Origin of the sequence: Thioalkalivibrio sp. ALgr3 (genome assembly GCF_000377325.1) — a bacterium.
In the GTDB taxonomy this organism is placed as follows: Bacteria; Pseudomonadota; Gammaproteobacteria; order Ectothiorhodospirales; family Ectothiorhodospiraceae; genus Thioalkalivibrio.
Window position 1 is genome coordinate 164,603 of sequence record NZ_KB897978.1, and the last position, 18,599, is coordinate 183,201.

Genomic DNA, 18,599 nt, shown 5'->3' on the forward strand with positions numbered 1-18,599 from the left:
CGCCCCGGGGCTGTCGCTCGACAGAACCCCGGCGCGAGCGCATGACCATGACCCTGCCTCCCCTGGACCAGGCCCGCGTGCTGGTCGCCGGCGACCTGATGCTGGATCGCTACTGGCACGGCGCGACCGATCGCATCTCGCCGGAGGCCCCGGTGCCCGTGGTGCACGTGCGTGACATCGAGCAGCGTCCGGGCGGGGCCGGCAACGTCGCCCTGAACCTGGCCGCGCTGGGCGGGCGTCCCGATCTGGTGGGAGTGACCGGCGACGACACCGCCGCGGCCGATCTGTCCGCCTTGCTGCAGGAGGCGGGCGTGCACTGCCACTTTCGGCGCCGGTCGGGGGGCGCGACCATCACCAAGCTGCGGGTCATCAGTCGCCATCAGCAGCTGATCCGGCTGGATTTCGAGGACGGTTTCCCCGGGGCGACGGCCGGTGACCTGCTGGCGGATTTCGAACCGTTGCTGCGCGACTGTCAGGTGGTGGTGCTGTCCGACTACGCCAAGGGTGCGCTGCGTGACCCGCAGCCGCTGATCCGCGCGGCGCGGGCCGCCGGCCGTCCGGTCTTGGTGGACCCCAAGGGCACCGATTTCTCCGCCTACCGCGGCGCCAGTCTGGTCACGCCCAATCTCGCGGAACTGGAGGCCGTGGCCGGTCCCTGTCCGGACACGGCGGCGCTGGAGCACGCAGCCACCGATCTGCTCCGCGAGCACGGCATCGAGGCGTTGCTGGTCACCCGCGGCGCGGAAGGCATGACCCTGTTCCGTCCCGACCGGCCGCCGGTGCATCAGCCGGCCAGGGCACGCGAGGTGTTCGACGTGACCGGTGCCGGCGACACGGTGATCGCGACGCTGGCGGCCGCGGTGGCGGCCGGCGAGACGCTGGAGGATGCGATGCATCTGGCCAACCTCGCCGCCGGGATCGTGGTCGGCAAGCTGGGCACCGCGACGGTATCGCCGGACGAACTGCGCGCGGCGCGGCACGAGCCGGAGGGCGCCGATCGCGGCGTCCTGTCCCGCGCCGGGCTGATGGCCGTGCTGGAGCGCGCGCGGGCCGCCGGCGAGCGCATCGTGATGACCAACGGCTGCTTCGACCTGCTGCATGCCGGGCACGTGGCCTATCTGGAGCAGGCCCGGGCACGCGGCGACCGGCTGGTGGTCGCGGTCAACGACGACGCCTCGGTACAGCGCCTGAAAGGTGCCGGACGACCGGTGACCCCGCTGGAGGGCCGCATGGCCGTGCTGGCCGGGCTGGCGGCAGTGGACTGGGTGGTGCCGTTCGCCGAGGACACCCCGGCGGAGCTGATCGGCGAGGTGCTGCCCGACGTGCTGGTGAAGGGTGGCGACTACAGGCCGGAAGACATCGCGGGTTATGATGCCGTCACCGCTGCCGGCGGCCGGGTCGAGGTGCTGGACTTCGTCGACGGCTGCTCCACCAGCGCGGTGATGGAGCGTATCCGACAGGGCGAATCCGACACATGAAAGTACTCTATCTCGTGGGCATGGGCCGCAGCGGCTCGACCCTGCTGGACATCCTGCTGGACGCGCACAGCCAGGTGCGCGCGCTGGGCGGGGTCCGGCGCCTGGCGCATTACGCGCGCAAGCATCCCTGCCCCTGCGGCGCGCCCAGCTTCTGGGCATGCGAGTTCTGGTCGGCGGTCAACGCCCGGCTGGAGGAGCGCCTGGGCTGCAACCTGGAGACCCTGGACGTGCATGCGCGCGACCCGGCCCGTTTCAACGAGCACAACCGCACGCTGTTCGAGGTGGTCTCCGAGGTCAGCGGGGTCCCGTTCGTGACCGACAATTCCAAGTCGGTGCAGCGCCTGCGCCGGCTGATGGTCGCGCCCGACATCGACGTGGTGCCCATCCACGTGCTGCGCGACCCGCGCGGGCGGGCGCAGTCGCTGCGCAAGCGCAAGCAGCAGAACTACCTCCCTACCTTCTCCTATTCCCACCGTTCGCTGCGGCTGTACCACCTGCTGCGCAACGAGCCGCACATCGTGGTGAACTACGAGAAGCTGGCCTATGACCCCGAGGATCAGCTGCCGAAGCTGATGGAGCGTCTGGGGCTGGAGTTCGAGCGCCCGCAGCTCGACTCCTGGGCGGAGATGGCGCATCACAATATCGGTTCGGCGGATGTCTTCCGCAAGACCGAGGGCAGCGTGATCTGGCCGGACGATGCCTGGAAGAAAGTGATCCCGCCGTACATGCAGCGCATCCAGAACGTGATCGCCTGGCCCGGGCGGGTGGCCAACGATGCCAAGGAGCGTCGCTGGGGGCTGGACTGACGCACCCGCGTCGTCAGCGCCGGGTCAGCGCGCCTCGCTGACCTGCCGCAGCCACTCCCGGTCGCGCTGCGCGGCGCGCAGAAGACCGCGCGCCCCCGGCCGGGCAAAGGCCAGCGGCAGCGGGTCGAGGATCCACAACGCCTGGCCGTCGCTGCCCAGCATGCGCGGGTCCCGCCCGCGGAACCGGATCCCGTAGTCCCGCAGACCCGCCCACAGGGTCTCGGCCGCTTCCGGTCCGGGCGGAGGGCCGCCGTCCGTCAGCGGGTGCATGTCTGCGATTGCTTCCTGGACCAGCCAGATCATGCCGCGATCCGCGGCGACCACGGCCACCGGCCGTGGCGCCGCCAGCCCCAGCCGCCGGAGGGTGAGCGCATGGCTCCAGACCCGACGCGCGGTCCGGCGGGTGAGGGCCGGGCGCAGCAGGGCGGGCAGGGTCTGCCAGGGTGCATCAATCCGCCGGGCGCAGAGTTCGGGCGTGTCCGATGAGGCGACGGTCTCCGGCAGCTCGCCGGTCGCGTACAGGTGGCGGGCGATCTCGCCGGCCTGCTCGCGCGTGAGGCTGCGCCGGTCGTGGATGATCCCGAGGTCGTCGCTGCGAAAGCGCGGGTAGTGTTTCCAGCCGCGTGCCGCGCGGTGCGCAACGCGGCGGGCATGGCGCACGCGGGCGTGGCGCAGTACCCGCAGGAAACGTTCCAGTTCGGCCTCGCTCGCGTCCCAGCCGCGCAATTCGTGGTAGCGCCGGAAGCCCTCGCGGATGCGCGCCTCGGGCACGCGGGTCTTTGAGGCGTACAGCCGCTGGAGGTGGCGCAGGGCGGGCCCGCGGGCCAGCGCCCCGGCGCGGCGCCGGACCCGGTCCCCGTCGATCGCGTACAGCTTTCCGCCGTGGGGGATGAAGTTCAGCCAGTTGAGATCGTTCTGCACGATACCGGCGCGGTGGTGTTCGGCCAGGGTGGTCAGCAGCCGGGCATGGGCCTCGTGCCCGGGATCACCGCCGGGCGGTGGCCAGGGGGTATCCGCCTCGACCAGGTCCAGCACCAGTAGCCACGCGCGGTATTGCGGGCAGTAGCCGGCATGGTGCACCGCCGGCGCCGGCACGCCGGCCGCCTCCAGCCGGCGCGCCCCGCGGGTGCCACGGCGCCATTCGGCCCACTGCGCGATGCGCCCGAGATAGAATTTGGCGACCACCGCCCGATCGTCGGGCAACCGTGCGCGAAAGATCCGCCGCTTGCCCGGGTACTCGTGGAGGCAGTCCTCCAGCGCGAGGGTCCCGAGGCCCGGGATCTCCGGGCGGTCACCGGTTTGCGGAAGTCGGGGCATCGAATTCGTAGCCCAGCAGGTCCAGGTCGCGGCGGTAATGCTGCGCCACCATCTCCGCCAGGGTGTCGTCGTAGTAGCTGCGATAGTCGTCGCGTTCGCTGGCGCGGCGCAGGTGCGGGAGTTCGGGCGTCGGGATCCCGATGCGCTGACAGATCGTGGCGAAATCTTCGTGCAGGTTCTCGTAGCGGCCGATGAAATCCACGATCACGCGTCCCTGCAGATCGACGATGTACTCGTGCTGCAGCTCCGCCGAGGTGTCCAGCATGTAGTCATACGGCCGTTCGGGGTCGAACTTCAGCCGCAGGAAATCGCCGAAGGTTTTGACCCCTTCCAGGACCTCCGGCTTCTCCCGCCGGATGTGGTGCCAGGAGCTGACCTGCAGATCCCAGGGGTTGCGCACGATCGCGCACTTGAACAGCTCGCGGTAGACCGGCTCCGGCAGCATTTCCTTGGCCGCGATCGCCTTCGCGTGGCGCGGAAACTTCAGCCCCAGCTTGTGCCGGGGCCGGGTCAGCTGACTGACCTGGCTGGCCGCCCACAGCGGGATGCTGTACCAGCCGCCCCAGCGATACGGCCGCAGCGCCGCCCGGATGCTGGTCCCGCCCGTCTTGGCGATGTGCACGAACAGGAAATTCTTGCGATAGGAAATCAGCATGGATCGGGGCTGCTAGGGATCGGTGGCGGTATTGTAACCGCGATGTCTCCGGTCAAGCGTATCCGTTCACGGGGCGTTGAGTGAGCTCGGCTCAATGTCCAGTACCCTCAGGTATTCCCGACTGCTTCGCTCCGCCTCGAATGGCCGCACGGCAGTGCGCAGGTCCTCGGACGGGGCGGGATGATCAATCGCTTCTTCGATCCCCCTGGCCAGGGCCATGACGTCCTCCACCGGCACCAGCGGGCCCAGAAGGCCATCTTGCAGGATGCCCCGGGGACCGCTGGGGCAATCGGTCGCTACCACCGGGGTGCCCAGGGCCATCGCTTCGACGAGGACGTTGGGGGAGCCTTCAAAACGGGAGGGCAGCACGAACACGTCTGCAGCCCGCATGAGCGGGTAGGGGTTTTCCACGAAGCCGGTGAATTGCACCACGTCATCGATTCCAAGTTGCTTCGCTTCGTCTTCCAGTGGTTTGCGATCCGGGCCATCGCCGGCTACCAGGAGGCGGACTTGCCGATTCTTCCGTACCCGGGCGACGGCGTTCAGCAGCAGGTCCATACCCTTTTGCGGCCTCAAACGGCCAACGGCGACCAGCACGGGTACCTCTCGAGGGCGAGGGGGCAGCCATGGATGCACGAAGGGCTGACGTGCAAGTGTTTCCAGGTCGGCCGGGATCGAGGGGTTCGCAATGACATGGAATCGTTCGGGGGGCAGGCGGCCGATCTCGGCCAGGTCCTCGGCAACGGGACGGGCTACCGCCACAATCGCGTCTGCGTGCGGGAATATCCACCGTACGGGGAGATGACGGGCCAGCTTCTGCCACCGGGACTTGCCCTGGAGAGAACCGGACAGGTGCATCCCGATGCGCAGCACGATACGTACAGGCACTCCGGCGAGTGCTCGTGCCAGGATCGCCACGCGACCGGCCCGATCCTTGGCGGCAAGAAGCGCTGCCGGGCGTTCACGACGCAGGTATCGGACCACCGCCGGCAGTGCCAGAATGGAGGTCAGCGCATTGATCCGGATGACGTTGACTTCTTCGGGAATGCCCTTCAGGTGCCCCCCGCGCGCCTTGAGCAACAGGAGATCCACTGTCACGCCGGAATCCACGAATCCGCGCAGCAGATGGTTGATCATTTTTTCGACGCCGCCGTCTCCGGTATAGGCGACCAGAACCGCCAGGCGTTTATCCTCCATGGCGGTTCCTTTCCTCGTGGTAACCCTGTAGCAGGTGAGTCCAGCCCTCTCGGGCCCGTTCCCGGGTTTCGGGCCATTTCTCCAGGGATCGCGCCAGTCGTTTCAGGTTGCCCGAAAGGCTCCAGACGGGATTTTGCCGTCCTCTGTCCCAGTCGATGAGCCAGACGTTGTTCCCTCTCTGGATCAGTATGTTGCGTGCATTCAGGTCCGCGTGCCAGACGCCGTGGCGATGAAATGCCGCGATCCTGCGGCCCACGGAGTGCCAGGTGGAGGGCGAGTCCTCCTCGCTCTTGATTACGTCAAAAAGAGTCCTGGTATGGGGTATCAACTCCGTGATCAGGTCCCCCCTCCAGAAGGGTCCTTGAAATTCGACCCGGGCGGCCACCGGTCGCGGGACCGCCAGTCCGAGCTCATGCAACGTACACAACAGTCGCCACTCCCGCAGGGGGCGGCTGCGGGCCAGTCCCGTTCTCAGGTACCGGTCGCTAAGGACATGCGCCATGAGCCCCCCGCGCCAGTAGTGCCGTAGCACCCAGTCATGACCACCCCTGCGCACGAGATGGACCGGCCTGCGACCGTCCCCGAGCATGGAACACTCTCCCGGTCGTTCGGGGGAGACGGGATCGAACAGCGCAAGATCGCAGCGATCCATTCGTGAGGCGTCGTAGATGCAGGCCTGGCCGGCTGGCCGTTCAAGCCGTTCCACGATGGGGGCCGGGGCGGTCGCGAATTCGTTCATCGGGTAGCTGGTGCCCGCCACCAGTAGCGCGGGGAGGCATCTGGCCGGGGCGCGCGCCATTTGCCTTCTGGTAGTATTGTGCTCATGCGAAATTCACCCGCCTTCACGGTGTTCATCCCGGCATACAACCGTGCACATACCCTGCGCCGGGCGCTCGATAGTGTACGCGAGCAGACCTTGCAGGACTACGAGGTCCTGGTGGTCGATGACGGGTCCGAGGACGACACTGAAACGGTCGTGAGTGAATGGGCGGAGGATTCCGATATTCCCGTGCGGTACTACCGGCAGCCCAATGGAGGCAAGCATAGGGCGCACAACCGGGCGGTGGGGCTGGCGCGTGGCGAACTGCTGATGGTGCTCGACTCCGATGACATTCTGCTTCCGGAATGCCTGGCTCGGGTGCATGAGGCGTGGTCCGCGATTCCCCCGGACCAGAGAGAGGGCTTTGTGGGTGTCGAGGGCCTGTGCCGCGACGGGGAGGGGCGCCTGCACGGCAGCGCCTATCCCTCTGACGTCGTCGATGGTTATTACCTGGAGATGATCGGTCGGTACGGGGTGACGGGAGAAAAGAGACACGCCCTGCGCGTCGATGTGCTCCGTGACTTCCTGTATCCCGAAGTGCCCGGGGAAGACCGAATGCGTGACAGCTATCTGTGGAAGCAGCTCTCTGCGGCGGGCTGGCGCGTCCGTTTCATCAACGAGGTCCTTCAGGAAATCGAATTCCAGGAAGGAGGGCTTACGCGCACGGCTTCGACCCGGCGCCAACGACATGTTCGTGGTCTGTATCTCTACTGGAAATCGGACCTACTCCATCATCAGATGTATCTCAGCCGTTCGGTCCGCAGACGGCATTATGCGGAGTACATACGGTACGCTCTGCACAGCGGCATCCATTTTTCTGCCCAATGGCACGAGGTGCCAAGCCGCGTCCAGTGGCTCAGCGCGTTGCCGCGCGCGCTGCCAAACTACCTTGGCGATCGTTTCAAATGGCAGCGGACGGCAGGCAGGTGACCGCGGGCCGATTACTGGTCACGGTCGACCCCACTGCGATCGACCGTTCGTTCGTGAGGCGGAGCTCCTGGGACAAGCTTCGGTTTGGTCTGAATGGTCTCGGGCAGCCCGAGATGCTTCGTTCGGGGAGCTGGGACCGGCGAACCATCCCTGTGACCCAGCATCCCGGATATCGTCTTATCCGCGAGCTCGCCGATAACCAGTTTGAACCTGAAGCCAGCCATGAAACCCTCGTTCGCTATTTTCGCGACAAGGGCCGCAGTGTCGATCGAGCGAGGCGGAAGGCTGCTGAGGAAGGCGACGCTTACATCCGACAATATCACGCACTTTTTCAAAGCATGAAGGCCAGTGGTTATGTCCCAAACCTTGCCGCAGATGAAATCGGCCTCGCCATCGATCGCGAAGGTCGCTGGGTCAAGGTGCCCAATGGGAATCATCGTTTCCATACAGCCCTCGTCCTCGGCCTGTCGTTGGTCACCGCGGAAGTCCGTTTTGTCCACCGCAGGTGGATTCTCGCGCGATCGGGGCCGGGACCGGCGGACATGCGATCAAGGATCGCGTACCAGTTGCAGGAGAACGGGGTGCAGCCCTGTTGGTGCTAGGGCCAGTTCTTCGCCCCGGGCGCCTTTACGGTCCGTGCTCCGTCGTTCGTGATTCCTCAAGGTGGATTCCCATGTTTCGTTCTCCCGATCAGGCAATCGTCTTTCTCCATATTCCCAAAACCGGCGGGAGTTCCATTGCGAAGGCGGTGGGTCGCCGATATCGGGGGTCGCGATATCACGTAAAGGCCGCCGAATCACGACACGCCGCCGCAAGGACCCACGATATAAACGCGCCTGGTTTTGAGGAGCGTATGCAGGGCCTGCGCTCGGATCTTCTGCTTTACGCCGCCGAGTCAGGGACCCGCTACCTCACGGGGCATGTGTGGTATACAGGTGGCATCAGAAGTTTGCAGAAAGCCGGATATCAGGTCCTGACCTGTCTTCGTGATCCGGTGGATCGTTTTATCTCGAATTTTCTCTATAACCGCTTCAAGACGACCCCTCACATGCGTACATCGCTGGATATCGATTCTTATCTTTCGTCGCCTGAGGCCCGATCCCAGGCGACGACATATGTTCGATACCTCACAGGGGGATGCGCTGATCGCGTGTACGAGACGGAAGCGGCAGTGAAACAGGCAAAGGCCGCCATTCATGAACTTGATGGGGTTGGTTTTCTGGATGAGATCAGGCTGTTTGCGGAGCAGATTGAGGCCCTCGTTGGCGCGCGTATAAAGATCCCGCACGAGCGGCGAAACCCGGCTCCGGATCGGTACGCCCGGGAAATCAAAAATTCGTCCGAGATTCGTGATCGCGTTTCCGAGATGTGTGCATATGATATCGAGCTGTATCGGTATGCCAGAGCGCTTCGCCCTTCCGTTGCGGCGGGTGAGTCTTGAGGGTGGCTGACGTGGAAGCGCGGCGTTATCGGTCGTTTCATGGGGTTGGTATCGTTGTTGGTTTCCTTGGGGTCTACCTTTTTGCGGTCTCGCAGGCGTGGTCTACTACCCTTGTCGATGTGGGACTCTTTCTGGTGGTAGTCGGGAGTCTTTTCCTTCTTCCGCGTATCTGGTCAGATATAAAACGCGAGCCAGTGTTCTGGCTGGCTGTCGGCATAACAGGCTATATTCTTTTGCATTCCCTGGTTTATCTCCAGTTTGCCCCTGCGCTTGATGATTCGATAAACCCCAACTGGAATCATTGGCTTCGGGTAGGGGGTTTGTGGTCTGTCCTCCTGGGGTGGTGGCTCTGGTGCTTCCCCGGTCATCTCAAGCCATTCCTTGTGACCCTTGTTGTCGGCCTGTTCTTTGGGGCGGGGGTGGATGGTGATGTAGGGGCGCTGCTGGATGGAGATATCTGGGACAGGTCCGTTTGGGGGTATTCGCCGAATTATCTAGGTATGTTCAGCAGTATGCTGATGCTGGGCTTGCTCTCGTGGGTCCTCTACGAGCGTAAGGGGCGGCTGCGAGGCTGGGAATGGATACTTGGTGCCGGGGTCTTTCTGGGTCTCGTGATGATGTTGTACACGTCCGGCTCACGGACCGCCTGGCTGGCGTTTCCGGCTGGTTTCGGGATCCTTCTGTTGTATGGGTTGTTGAGCCGTGCCGTCGGTGGAATGAATAAAGCCACAATATTCCTTTCCGGTCTCGCGCTGGTGATTCTGGCGGCGGTAGTTTTTAGTAATATGGAATATTTCGTTGAGCGCTTCAGCAGAGAATGGGAAGCGCTTCAGGCATTTTTGTACCTGGACTGGTCGACATCAGCCGAGATCGGGGGGTCCTTCGGATCTCGTGTGGCGATGTGGCTGGTTGGCTTGGAGGCAATACTGGATCGGCCCGTATTCGGTTGGGGAGGTGGTAGCGGGTCGATGATTCTGAATCCTGCGGGCCTGGATTACGGGCACTTTCATAACATCTATCTGGAGATTCTGACCAGTTTCGGTGTGGTTGGCGGGGCGCTTTTTCTGGCGTTCCACGTATTGCTCTACGCGGGGGTTGTGCGGTCGTACTTTGGGGCGGTGATTTCTCCCGCGCTGTTCGTGGGGCTACTTAGTGCAACCGTGGTTCTTTTGATAATGCTCATGAACGAGATTAGGATCGGGCAGAGTGAGGGGCGGGCTCTGATAACGTCGCTGTACGCGTTATACTTTTATTCACTTTTCCGTTTGAAAAGCAGATAGCTGTCGGTATATCCGTGCGGTCCGCCTCCCCTTAGGAAGATGGAAATGAGGTGTCGTCGTACTCCAGCTGGTCAAAGTCAACGCGGTAGATGCGGCGAACGATCTGAACGGCTTCGGTTGTATAGAATTCGTTGAGCTGTGAGGCTGCGCGCGTGGCTTTGTCCTTGTCCGAGGCGTAGGTCGCATGCAGGGCAGAGGGTAAGGGCTGGTTGGTGCGTTCCTGAAGTAGATGTCGGAGATCGTCCGCGAAATGTTCGAAACGGATGACCGTGTCATACAGGGTCGGCGGGAGTGCCATTAGTTTGATTTGCAGGTCCCAGTGGGGGTCTTTGGTTAGGCCGCCTTCATCGAGCCAGCGTAAGAAGGATTCGAACCCCTCGGGTGTCAGGTCAAACTGACCATGGCGGTGTCTGAACCGTTCGTGGCGGAACTTTTCGAGGAATGCGGACAGGACTCGGGTATATGGGTTCCGTTTGACCGTGATGATTGAGTATTTTTCGAGATTTCGGTGGGCGCGCGCCTGGTTTTTGCAACCGAGGATGGGTGTGGTTTTTTTTATGGTCTTGTGATGAGGTGTCTGACCTGTCTCGAGTTCGGTCAGGATTCCGAGCGTGGTGGTGTTGGCATTCTTCTTGACCCGGTTGAAAAGGATCCCGGTCTTCGGGAAGACGGCAATGCGTTTCAAGCCAGCCGGGTTGACCCTGCGCCATCCGTATTTCTGACACATGGGCAGGTATGCGTGGGTGAGGACCTGCAGGTTCTCGATATTCCGCGTTACGAACGACATCCCTGAATGGTGTCGGCTCAGGGAGCGCTTGGCAAGATTTGGCTCGGACGGTTCGCCAGCAGGGCATCCAGGCGCTCGGTGACCTCGGGCACCGTGATGCGCTCCATCACGTCGGGTTCACGCACGCGCCGGCCCCAGCGCAGGTCTTCGGGCGGCTTGCCTAACGCGGCCCGGCAGGCCTCGGGGTACTGGTTGACCACCCATTGCCGGCTGCAGTAGGGGCCGGTGCGGTCGGGGTTCGAGCCGGCGTACAGGCCGATCACCGGGGTGCCGGTTGCGTTGGCCATGTGGGCGGGGCCGGAGTCGGGCGAGACCAGCACCTGCGCGCGTTCGAGCACGGCCAGCAGCTGCTTGAGGTCGGTCCGGCCGACCAGGTTGGTGACGGGGTGGCGGCATTGCGCGGCGATGGCCTCGCCGTATTCGCGCTCGAGCTGCGTGGGGCCGCCGGTCAGCACGATGCCCATGCCGTGGCGTTCGGCGGCGTGGTCGGCCACCGCCGCGTAGCGTTCGGGTGCCCAGTTGCGGAAATTGCGAAAGCGGGCGCTGGAGCACGGGTTGATGGCGAGCCAGGGTCGGTTGGCGGGCAGGTGCTGTTCGGCCCAGGCCCGGGCCTCCCGCGGCACCGGGATGTCCCAGCGCAGGATGCGTTCGCGCACGCCCAGTGCCTCGGCGAAGCCGAAGAAGCCGTCGAGCACGTGTTCGCGCGGGCGGTGGGCGATGCGGTGGCGGGTGAACAGCCACTGGAAGTCGCGCGCGCGCCGGCGGTCGAAGCCCAGGCGCAGGCGTGCGGGGACCTGCAGGCCCAGCAGGCTGGCGCGCAGCGAGACCTGCATCTGCAGCAGCACGTCGAAGCGGCGGCTGCGCAGGGCACGGCGCAGGTCGCCGTAGGCGCGGCGGCCGCGATTCTTGTCCACGACCACGAATTCGACCCCGGGCAGTCCTTCCAGCAGCCGGTGTTCCAGCCGCCCGATAATCCAGGTGATGCGGGTCTGCGGCCAGGCGGCCTGCAGGCTGCGCACCACCGGGACGACGTGGGTGCAGTCACCCAGGGCCGACAGCCGCAGCAGGCACAGCTCGTCCGGCGGGGCCTCGATCAGCGGGCGGTCGGCCGAGTACTCAGGAGGCATCGTCCGGGCCCTGTTCGCGGGCGGCCTTCTTGCGCTTTTTCTTCAGCGCCTTCTTTTTCTTGTTCTTCTGCCAGGGCATGCGCCCGATATGCTTGGTCCGCAGGCCCGGGTACGGGTCGGGTGCATCCTCGGGCTGGGTCTTGAACCGTCGATGGGCCCAGAAGTACTGCTGCGGTGCGTGCCGGACGGCGTCTTCCAGCACCGCGTTCATGCGTGCGGCGTCGCGGGCGCGATCCTCGCTCGGGTAGTCCTCCAGCGGTGGCCCCACCACGAACTCGTAGCCGTCACCGGCGTCGTTCACGTAATAGAACATCGGCAGTACGCGCGCCCGACCCATGCGCGCCAGGCGCGACAGGCCGGTGGTGGTGGAGGCCTGCATGCCGAAGAACGGGGCGAACACCTGCTCGGTGCGCCGCATGTTCTGGTCGCCGGCGTACCAGATGGTCCCGCCCTTTTTCAGCTTGCGCAGGATCCCGCGGATGTCGTCCTTGGAGATCACGCGTTCCAGCTTGCGCTCGCGGCCGGAGCGCAGGGCGCGTTCCAGCACCGGCTTCTTGTCCATGGGCTTGTAGATCGCGGCCATGGGCACCTGCGCACCGAACAGCCGGCCGGCCATCTCGATGCAGGAGAAATGCCCGGACAGCAGGATCACCGGGTCACCGGCTTCGTGCGCCGTCTCCAGGTGCTCCATCCCGTGGAAGCGGCACGGCACGCGGTCCACCGCCGGTCCGCCGAACCAGCCCAGCGCCACCTCGGCCACCCCGCGACCGGTGTAGCCGAAGTTCGCGCGCACCCAGCGTTCGCGTTCATCCGGGTCGAGGTCCGGGAAACACAGCTCGAGGTTGCGGCGCACCACGTAGCGCCGGTCCCGCGCCAGGTAGTAGAGCAGGTGGCCCAGCCCGGTGCCCAGGCGGATCGCCAGGCGCCAGGGCAGGCGGGCGAGCAGCCACAGCAGGGCGGTGGCCAGGGCCTGTCCCCAGTTGGCCGGATGCCAGGCTTGTTCGCGGCGTTGCGATGTCATCGTTGGTCGAAGTCGGGTGTCGGGTAGATAATGTTGCGCATTGTACATTCGGGACCGCCGGGACGGGGCGTCGCCGGTGGCCGTCTCCGGGGTCGCCCCCCGAAAGTGAGGAACGCGTGCAGGAAGGGATCGCAGCAGAGTTGCAGGCCGCCAGCCGGCTTTTCGGACAACTGGCCGAGGATGCGGAATTCCTCGGGGAGGTGGAGGCCGTCGCGCGGCGCTGGCTGGCCAGCCTGGATGCCGGCGGCCAGATCCTGCTTGCGGGTAACGGCGGCAGTGCGGCGGATGCCCAGCACATCGCGGCCGAGATCGTGTGCCGTTACCGCGTGGTGCGGCCGGGCGCGGCGGCGGTTGCGCTGACCACCGACACCTCGGTGCTGACGGCCATCGCCAACGACTTCGGTTACGAGCAAGTATTTGCGCGCCAGGTCGAGGCGCTGGGGCGTCCCGGCGACGTACTGGTCGGCTTCACCACCTCGGGCGAGTCGCCCAATGTGCTGCGCGCGCTGGAAGCCGCCGGGCGCCAGGGCCTGACCACGGTCGCGCTGACCGGCGCGCGGGGGCTGCCCGCCGGCCCCGCGGTGGACCACCTGCTGGCGGTGCCGGACGCCGCGACCGCGCGGGTGCAGGAGGTGCACGGGCTCATCGGGCATCTGTTGTGCGCCGTGCTGGAAGATGCCCTGGTTGCCCGCGCGCAGGGCGACGGGGCCCCGTGAGCCGGCCGGCGCTGTTCCTCGACCGTGACGGCGTGATCAACGTGGATCACGCCTATGTGTACCGATCCGAGGATTTCGATTTCATGCCCGGGATCTTCGAGCTGGTGGCCCGGGCCGGTGCCGCCGGCTACCCCGTGGTGGTGGTCACCAACCAGTCCGGAATCGGTCGCGGGTACTACGGCGAGGACGACTTCGAGCGGCTGACGCAGTGGATGCGGGCGCGGTTTGCCGAACGCGGCGGACGTCTGGATGCGGTCTATCACTGCCCGCACCATCCGCGCGATGCGCTGGAGCCCTGGCGGCGCGACTGTCCGGACCGCAAACCCGCTCCGGGCATGCTGCTGCGGGCGCGGGACGCGCTGGACGTGGATCTGGCGCATTCGGTACTCGTCGGGGACCGCCCCTCCGACCTGGAGGCTGCGCGCCGTGCCGGGGTGGGCACGCGGTTGCTGTTCGCCCCGGAGACCCCGGATGCGGAACAGACGGTCGCGCTGCAGGCGGATCCGCAGGCACGCCGGATCCGTTCCCTGCAGGAGGCGGCGGCGCTTCTGGAGACGGAACGCTCCTGATGCGGCGCGCCGGCTACGCGGTCCTGTCGCGCCTGTTGGGGCTGGTCATGGGCGCGGTCCTGTGGCGGCGTGCCGCGCGCAACCACGTACCGGCGGCGCGCCGCCTGGAATGGTTGGGCCGGGGTGCCGCGCCGCCGTCGGGGGCGTGGTGGGTGCATGCCGCCTCGGTGGGCGAGGTGGAGGCCGCCCTGCCGCTGATACGGGGGCTGCGCGAGCGCTTCCCCGAAGTGCCCGTGCTGGTGACCACCACTACGCCCGAGGGTGCGGCGCGGATCACCGCGGCGGGCATCGAGAACGTCCACCACCGTTTTCTGCCGCTGGATCTCCCCGGCGCCGTGCGGCGCTTCGTGGCCGCGGCCCGACCGCGTGCCGGGGTGATCGTGGAGACCGAACTGTGGCCGCATCTGTTCGCGGCCTGCGAGCGCGCCCGGGTGCCTCTGGTGCTGGCCAGCGGTCGGCTCTCGGATCGTGCGTTCCGGCGTTATCAGGGCCGGCAGCCGCTGATCGCCGAGGTGCTGGGCGTGCCGCGGCGGATCCTCGCGCAGGATGCCGCTGCGGCGGAGCGCTTTCGCATCCTCGGCGCGCCGCCGTCGCGGGTCGAGGTGGGCGGCAACCTGAAGTTCGATCGCGATCCGCCTGCGGGCGCCGAGGGGGGCGCGGCGCTGCGCGCCGCCCTGTGGTCCGCGGAGGTGCCGGTGTGGGCGGCGGTCAGTACCCGCGAGGGCGAGGACGAGGCCTTGCTGGCGGCCCATGCCGCCTTGCGCAGGCGCCACCCGGACGCGCGGCTGATCTGGGTGCCGCGCCACCCGCAGCGTTTCGATACGGTGGCCCGGGCGGCCACAGACGCAGGCCTGTCGGTGGCGCGACGCTCGCTGCAGGCGGACGCACCCGGCCGCGCGGAGGGCGAGGCCGACGTGCTGCTGGGGGATACCCTCGGCGAGATGGGGCTCTATCTCGCGGCGGCCGACGTGGCCTTCGTCGGTGGCAGTCTGGTGCCACTGGGCGGACAGAACCTGCTGGAGCCGGCGGCCCTGGGGCGACCGGTGCTCACCGGTCCGGATGTGTCGAATTTCGCCGCCGTCGCTCGCGCCCTGGATGCCGTGGATGCCCGCATCGAGGTCGCCAATGGCGACGCGCTGGGCGCGGCACTGGCCGAACTGTTCGACGACCCGGAACGAGGGCGGCGCATGGCCGCGGCCGGCCAGGATGTGGTGGCCTCCGGGCGCGGTGCCGTGGCGCGGGTCCTGGGTGTGCTGGAAGAGACGGTGGCGACTGTCTGATTCCGCGCGGGCGCCGCGTGGCTTCCTGGCACAGAACCAGCCGATCGGTTATGGCCGGATTGAGCGCGTCCACCGGCCATGTTCGCGTGCTCGCACGCGAACCGGCAGGGTCCGGGGGGTAATTTCCCGGAACCGCCGCCAGCCCGGTCAGCGCCGGAGGATCACTCTTCGGGGCCGGCCTGTTCCTCCTCGCCGAACTGGCCCTTCTGCAGCGCGGCGTAATGCCCGCCGGCCTCCATCAGCTCGTTGTGCGTACCGGATTCCACCACCCGGCCGTCGTCCAGCACCAGGATGCGGTCGGCGTCCTCCACCGTGGACAGGCGATGCGCGATCACCAGGGTCGTGCGCCCGCGCATCAGCTGTTCCAGGGCGTCCTGGATCTTCTGCTCGGACTCCGAGTCCAGCGCCGAGGTGGCCTCGTCGAGGATCAGGATGGGTGCGTCCTTGAGCAGGGCGCGGGCGATTGCCAGTCGTTGCCGCTGCCCGCCGGAGAGCATCACGCCGTTCTCGCCCACCACGGTGTCGAAGCCGTCGGGCAGGTCGTCGATGAACTCCAGGGCGTTGGCCGCGCGCGCAGCCTCGTGCAGCTCCTCGGCGGAGGGTTCCCGTGCCAGGCCGTAGCCGATGTTGTTGGCCACGGTGTCATTGAACAGCACCACCTGCTGGCTGACCAGCGCCATCTGCCCGCGCAGGTCGCGCAGTGGATATTCCCGCACCGGATGGCCGTCCAGGCGCACCTCCCCATGTTCGGGTTCGTAGAAGCGCGGGACCAGACTTGCCAGGGTGCTCTTGCCGCTGCCGGAACGTCCGACCAGGGCCACGGTCTGCCCGGGCCGGATCTCCAGCGAGATGTCGCGCAGCACCCAGTCTTCGGTCTGGGGATAGCGGAACCAGACACGGTCGACCTCGATATGCCCCTCCGCCCGCTCCAGTCGGCGTTCGCCGTGATCCGGTTCCGGGGTGGTGTCCAGGACCTCGAACACGCTCTCGCCCGCGGCCAGCGCCTTCTGGATCTCCGAGTTGACCTTGACCACCCGCTTGAGCGGCGGAAGCAGCAGGAGCATGGCCGCGATGAACGAAATCATGCCCCCGGGGGTGATGGTGTCCATCACCATGTCCATGGTGGCGAGATAAACGATGATCGCGAGCGCGATGACCGCACCGAACTGTGACAGCGGCTGGCTGGCGGCCTCCACCGTCTTGTAACGCATGAACTGGCGGTGGTGGCGGTCATTGATCTTGCGAAAGCGGTCGGATTCATAGTCCTCGGCGCCAAAGATCTTGACCTCCGAATGCCCGCGGATACTGTCCTCCGCAACCTGGGCATAATCCCCCACCGAACGCTGCATGCGCCGGCTGAACTTGCGAAAACGCTTGTTGGCCCCGCTGATGACCAGGGCCACCGCCGGCGCCAGCCCGAACACGATCAGCATCAGCCAGCCACTGAGCCAGGTCATGTACATCAGCAGGAACAGGATGGTGAAACTGTCCTTGACCAGGATCAGGATCGCCTTGGAGGCCGCGGCACTGATCTGATTGACGTTATAGGTCAGCTTGGCCAGCAGGGTGCCGGAGGAATGGCGGTCAAAGAATCCCGCCGGAAGTCGCAGATACTGATCGAATACCGCCTGCCGGATGTCCTTGACCACTTTGCGCCCGACCCAGGCCACGGTGTACTGCGCGGCAAAGGTGGTGAACGCATAGAAGAAAAAGATCCCGACCAGCCCCAGGGGGACCCAGATGCGCGCGTCGGGGTCCTGTTCGATGAACGTGCCATCCACCAGCGGCTGGATGATCCAGGCGAAGGCGGCCTGTCCGGCGGCGGCCAGGATCATCGAGATGATCGCCACGATCCCCATGCGCCAGTAGGGCTTGATGAACTCGAAGATGCGGCGGAACAGGCGCCAGGATTCGCCGGCGCTGGGGTGGGTGGCGTCGAGGGCTTTGCTCTTCATGCGATTGCGAGGTCCTGGTCGGAACGCCGGCTGCGGGATTGGCTGCGAAACCGGGCAGGCATGATAACAGACCTTCCCGTGCGCCTCCGGAGCCCGGCGGTGTGTCATTCGGCCGGGCGCAGCCAGCCCCCGCAATGCCGGCACTGGTAGCGATACCCCTTTTTCTGGATCAGGGCATGTCGTTGCGGACTGAGCGCGTGGTGGGTGCAGTCGCAGATATAAGCATAGGTTCGTTGCCGGCGTGCGGGTGTGAGCGGGGTGGCATGCCGCACCCGCGGTGCCACCCCCAGGTGATGCATGATGGCCTGCCATTCCGCGCCGTGCGGACGGACCCGGCGTCCGCGATAAAGGACATGGACCGCGGCGTGGGCGACTTCGTGTGCAATGGTTTCCGGGAAATGCGTATTCCAGTCGCGTACAAAAGCCTCGGGATTGAAACGGATGGCTGGATGGCCGCGGTGGACCCGGAACTGACCGGCGGCGCGGCCGCGCAGATCAAAAAGAACCGCCGGGGTGGAAGACGCCGGGTGGCCGGTGGCCTCGATATAAAAGGAACGCGTGCGTCGGCAAATACGGTCGCGGGTTTCAGGGTCGAGATTCATGCGATGTTTTGGTTTTGCGCCGGGTTTCGTGGCATATTTGTCAAAAGATGGATCGAACGCAACATTTTGTGCCTGTGGCCCGCTCCGGTATGTAAGTCCTCCGGAGCGGGCAGAGAACGAAACGAACAATGGAGAAAAGTATGACCGTGGATGACAAGAAGGCCTCCGAACTCTCGGCCGAGGAACTTTATGCCCTGGCGCGCGAACGCGAGCGCGAGGAAGAGGAACGCAAGGAAGCCGAGCGCAAGGAAAAACGCGAGGCGCTGAAAGAAAAGCGCCGCGAAATGCTCGCCCGGCACAAGGCCGAACTGCGCGAAATCGATCGCCAGATCGAGGAACTGGGCGGGCGCGTCGGGGGCAGGCGGAAGGCCTCGTCCGCACGCGGCGGGCGTCGCGGCGGCGGTGGTTCCATCAGCCAGAAACTGTGCGACATCGTGGCCTCTCAGCCCGAAATGAGCGTGAAGGACATCAAGGCCGAGGCCGAGAAGGCCGGGCTGGATACCCGCAACATCAGCCAGACGCTGGCCTACCTCAAGCGTCAGGGTCGTCTGACGTCGCCGCGTCGCGGCGTTTACAAGGCCGCCTGAGAAAGGGGCACCCGGGAGCGGGCGGTCCGCC

At 65.9% G+C, this 18,599-nt stretch carries 19 protein-coding genes; 10 read left to right on the top strand and 9 right to left on the bottom strand.

All coding sequences use genetic code 11. The features are described from left to right. Positions 1-41: 41 nt before the first annotated feature. Both hldE and C998_RS0105065 read left to right on the top strand, forming a co-directional pair. Positions 42-1,478 (top strand): bifunctional D-glycero-beta-D-manno-heptose-7-phosphate kinase/D-glycero-beta-D-manno-heptose 1-phosphate adenylyltransferase HldE, encoded by a 1,437-nt coding sequence (gene hldE, locus C998_RS0105060; protein ID WP_018869776.1) that lies wholly within the window; start codon positions 42-44, stop codon positions 1,476-1,478. After that, positions 1,475-2,284 (top strand): sulfotransferase, encoded by an 810-nt coding sequence (locus C998_RS0105065; RefSeq protein ID WP_018869777.1) that lies wholly within the window; start codon positions 1,475-1,477, stop codon positions 2,282-2,284. The genes hldE and C998_RS0105065 overlap by 4 nt, the downstream gene beginning before the upstream one ends. A gap of 24 nt (positions 2,285-2,308) precedes the next feature. Here the strand turns inward: C998_RS0105065 and C998_RS0105070 are convergent, their stop codons facing one another. The 4 genes from C998_RS0105070 to C998_RS0105085 all read right to left on the bottom strand — a co-directional run bounded on the left by C998_RS0105070 (position 2,309) and on the right by C998_RS0105085 (position 6,252). Next, positions 2,309-3,601, bottom strand: a complete 1,293-nt coding sequence (locus tag C998_RS0105070) for a hypothetical protein (protein WP_018869778.1) — start codon at positions 3,599-3,601, stop codon at positions 2,309-2,311. Next, positions 3,576-4,256 carry a sulfotransferase family 2 domain-containing protein gene (locus C998_RS0105075; protein ID WP_018869779.1) on the bottom strand — a complete coding sequence of 227 codons (681 nt, stop codon included), beginning with the start codon at positions 4,254-4,256 and terminating at the stop codon, positions 3,576-3,578. The genes C998_RS0105070 and C998_RS0105075 overlap by 26 nt, the downstream gene beginning before the upstream one ends. A 66-nt stretch (positions 4,257-4,322) precedes the next feature. Beyond that, entirely contained in the window at positions 4,323-5,453 is a 1,131-nt protein-coding gene (locus C998_RS0105080) for a glycosyltransferase (RefSeq protein ID WP_018869780.1), read from the bottom strand. Beyond that, on the bottom strand, positions 5,443-6,252 hold the full coding sequence (locus C998_RS0105085; protein WP_018869781.1) for a 3-deoxy-D-manno-octulosonic acid kinase: 810 nt from the start codon (positions 6,250-6,252) through the stop codon (positions 5,443-5,445). Before C998_RS0105085 ends, C998_RS0105080 begins: the two co-directional genes overlap by 11 nt. Before the next feature lie 24 nt (positions 6,253-6,276). Here C998_RS0105085 and C998_RS0105090 point away from each other — a divergent pair, with 24 nt between their 5' ends. From C998_RS0105090 to C998_RS0105100, 4 genes are all read left to right on the top strand, one after another. Beyond that, entirely contained in the window at positions 6,277-7,203 is a 927-nt protein-coding gene (locus C998_RS0105090; RefSeq protein WP_026279480.1) for a glycosyltransferase family 2 protein, read from the top strand. A gap of 152 nt (positions 7,204-7,355) precedes the next feature. Next, positions 7,356-7,805, top strand: coding sequence for a hypothetical protein (locus C998_RS14795; protein WP_155986657.1), 450 nt, complete (start codon positions 7,356-7,358; stop codon positions 7,803-7,805). Between the two features lie 71 nt (positions 7,806-7,876). Further along, on the top strand, positions 7,877-8,644 hold the full coding sequence (locus tag C998_RS14430; protein WP_081617413.1) for a sulfotransferase family 2 domain-containing protein: 768 nt from the start codon (positions 7,877-7,879) through the stop codon (positions 8,642-8,644). A 2-nt stretch (positions 8,645-8,646) separates the two neighbouring features. Beyond that, positions 8,647-9,924: an O-antigen ligase gene (locus tag C998_RS0105100; RefSeq protein ID WP_231364956.1), complete on the top strand. Its 1,278-nt coding sequence runs from the start codon at positions 8,647-8,649 to the stop codon at positions 9,922-9,924. A gap of 31 nt (positions 9,925-9,955) precedes the next feature. Here the strand turns inward: C998_RS0105100 and C998_RS0105105 are convergent, their stop codons facing one another. Genes C998_RS0105105 through C998_RS0105115 form a run of 3 tightly spaced genes read right to left on the bottom strand, consistent with a single transcriptional unit; the run spans position 9,956 to position 12,859 of the window. Continuing rightward, complete coding sequence (locus tag C998_RS0105105) at positions 9,956-10,711, bottom strand: sulfotransferase family 2 domain-containing protein (RefSeq protein WP_018869785.1); 756 nt, start codon at positions 10,709-10,711, stop codon at positions 9,956-9,958. Positions 10,712-10,728: 17 nt separating this feature from the next. Then, positions 10,729-11,838 (bottom strand): glycosyltransferase family 9 protein, encoded by a 1,110-nt coding sequence (locus tag C998_RS0105110; RefSeq protein ID WP_018869786.1) that lies wholly within the window; start codon positions 11,836-11,838, stop codon positions 10,729-10,731. Continuing rightward, positions 11,828-12,859: a lysophospholipid acyltransferase family protein gene (locus C998_RS0105115; RefSeq protein ID WP_018869787.1), complete on the bottom strand. Its 1,032-nt coding sequence runs from the start codon at positions 12,857-12,859 to the stop codon at positions 11,828-11,830. The genes C998_RS0105110 and C998_RS0105115 overlap by 11 nt, the downstream gene beginning before the upstream one ends. Positions 12,860-12,999: 140 nt before the next feature. Between C998_RS0105115 and C998_RS0105120 the strand changes: the two genes are divergently transcribed. The 3 genes from C998_RS0105120 to C998_RS0105130 are packed head-to-tail and all read left to right on the top strand — an operon-like array spanning position 13,000 to position 15,424. Further along, a complete protein-coding gene (locus tag C998_RS0105120; RefSeq protein ID WP_018869788.1) occupies positions 13,000-13,575 on the top strand; it encodes an SIS domain-containing protein in 576 nt (191 codons plus the stop codon). Continuing rightward, positions 13,572-14,144 (top strand): D-glycero-beta-D-manno-heptose 1,7-bisphosphate 7-phosphatase, encoded by a 573-nt coding sequence (gene gmhB / locus C998_RS0105125; RefSeq protein WP_018869789.1) that lies wholly within the window; start codon positions 13,572-13,574, stop codon positions 14,142-14,144. Before C998_RS0105120 ends, gmhB begins: the two co-directional genes overlap by 4 nt. Further along, a complete protein-coding gene (locus C998_RS0105130) occupies positions 14,144-15,424 on the top strand; it encodes a 3-deoxy-D-manno-octulosonic acid transferase (RefSeq protein ID WP_018869790.1) in 1,281 nt (426 codons plus the stop codon). Before gmhB ends, C998_RS0105130 begins: the two co-directional genes overlap by 1 nt. 161 nt (positions 15,425-15,585) lie before the next feature. Here C998_RS0105130 and msbA read toward each other — a convergent pair whose 3' ends face one another. After that, a complete protein-coding gene (gene msbA, locus C998_RS0105135) occupies positions 15,586-17,379 on the bottom strand; it encodes a lipid A export permease/ATP-binding protein MsbA (RefSeq protein WP_018869791.1) in 1,794 nt (597 codons plus the stop codon). 104 nt (positions 17,380-17,483) lie between these two features. Beyond that, positions 17,484-17,981 (bottom strand): SprT-like domain-containing protein, encoded by a 498-nt coding sequence (locus tag C998_RS0105140; RefSeq protein WP_018869792.1) that lies wholly within the window; start codon positions 17,979-17,981, stop codon positions 17,484-17,486. A 140-nt stretch (positions 17,982-18,121) separates the two neighbouring features. Here C998_RS0105140 and C998_RS0105145 point away from each other — a divergent pair, with 140 nt between their 5' ends. Beyond that, positions 18,122-18,568, top strand: coding sequence for a hypothetical protein (locus C998_RS0105145; RefSeq protein ID WP_018869793.1), 447 nt, complete (start codon positions 18,122-18,124; stop codon positions 18,566-18,568). Positions 18,569-18,599: the final 31 nt, after the last annotated feature.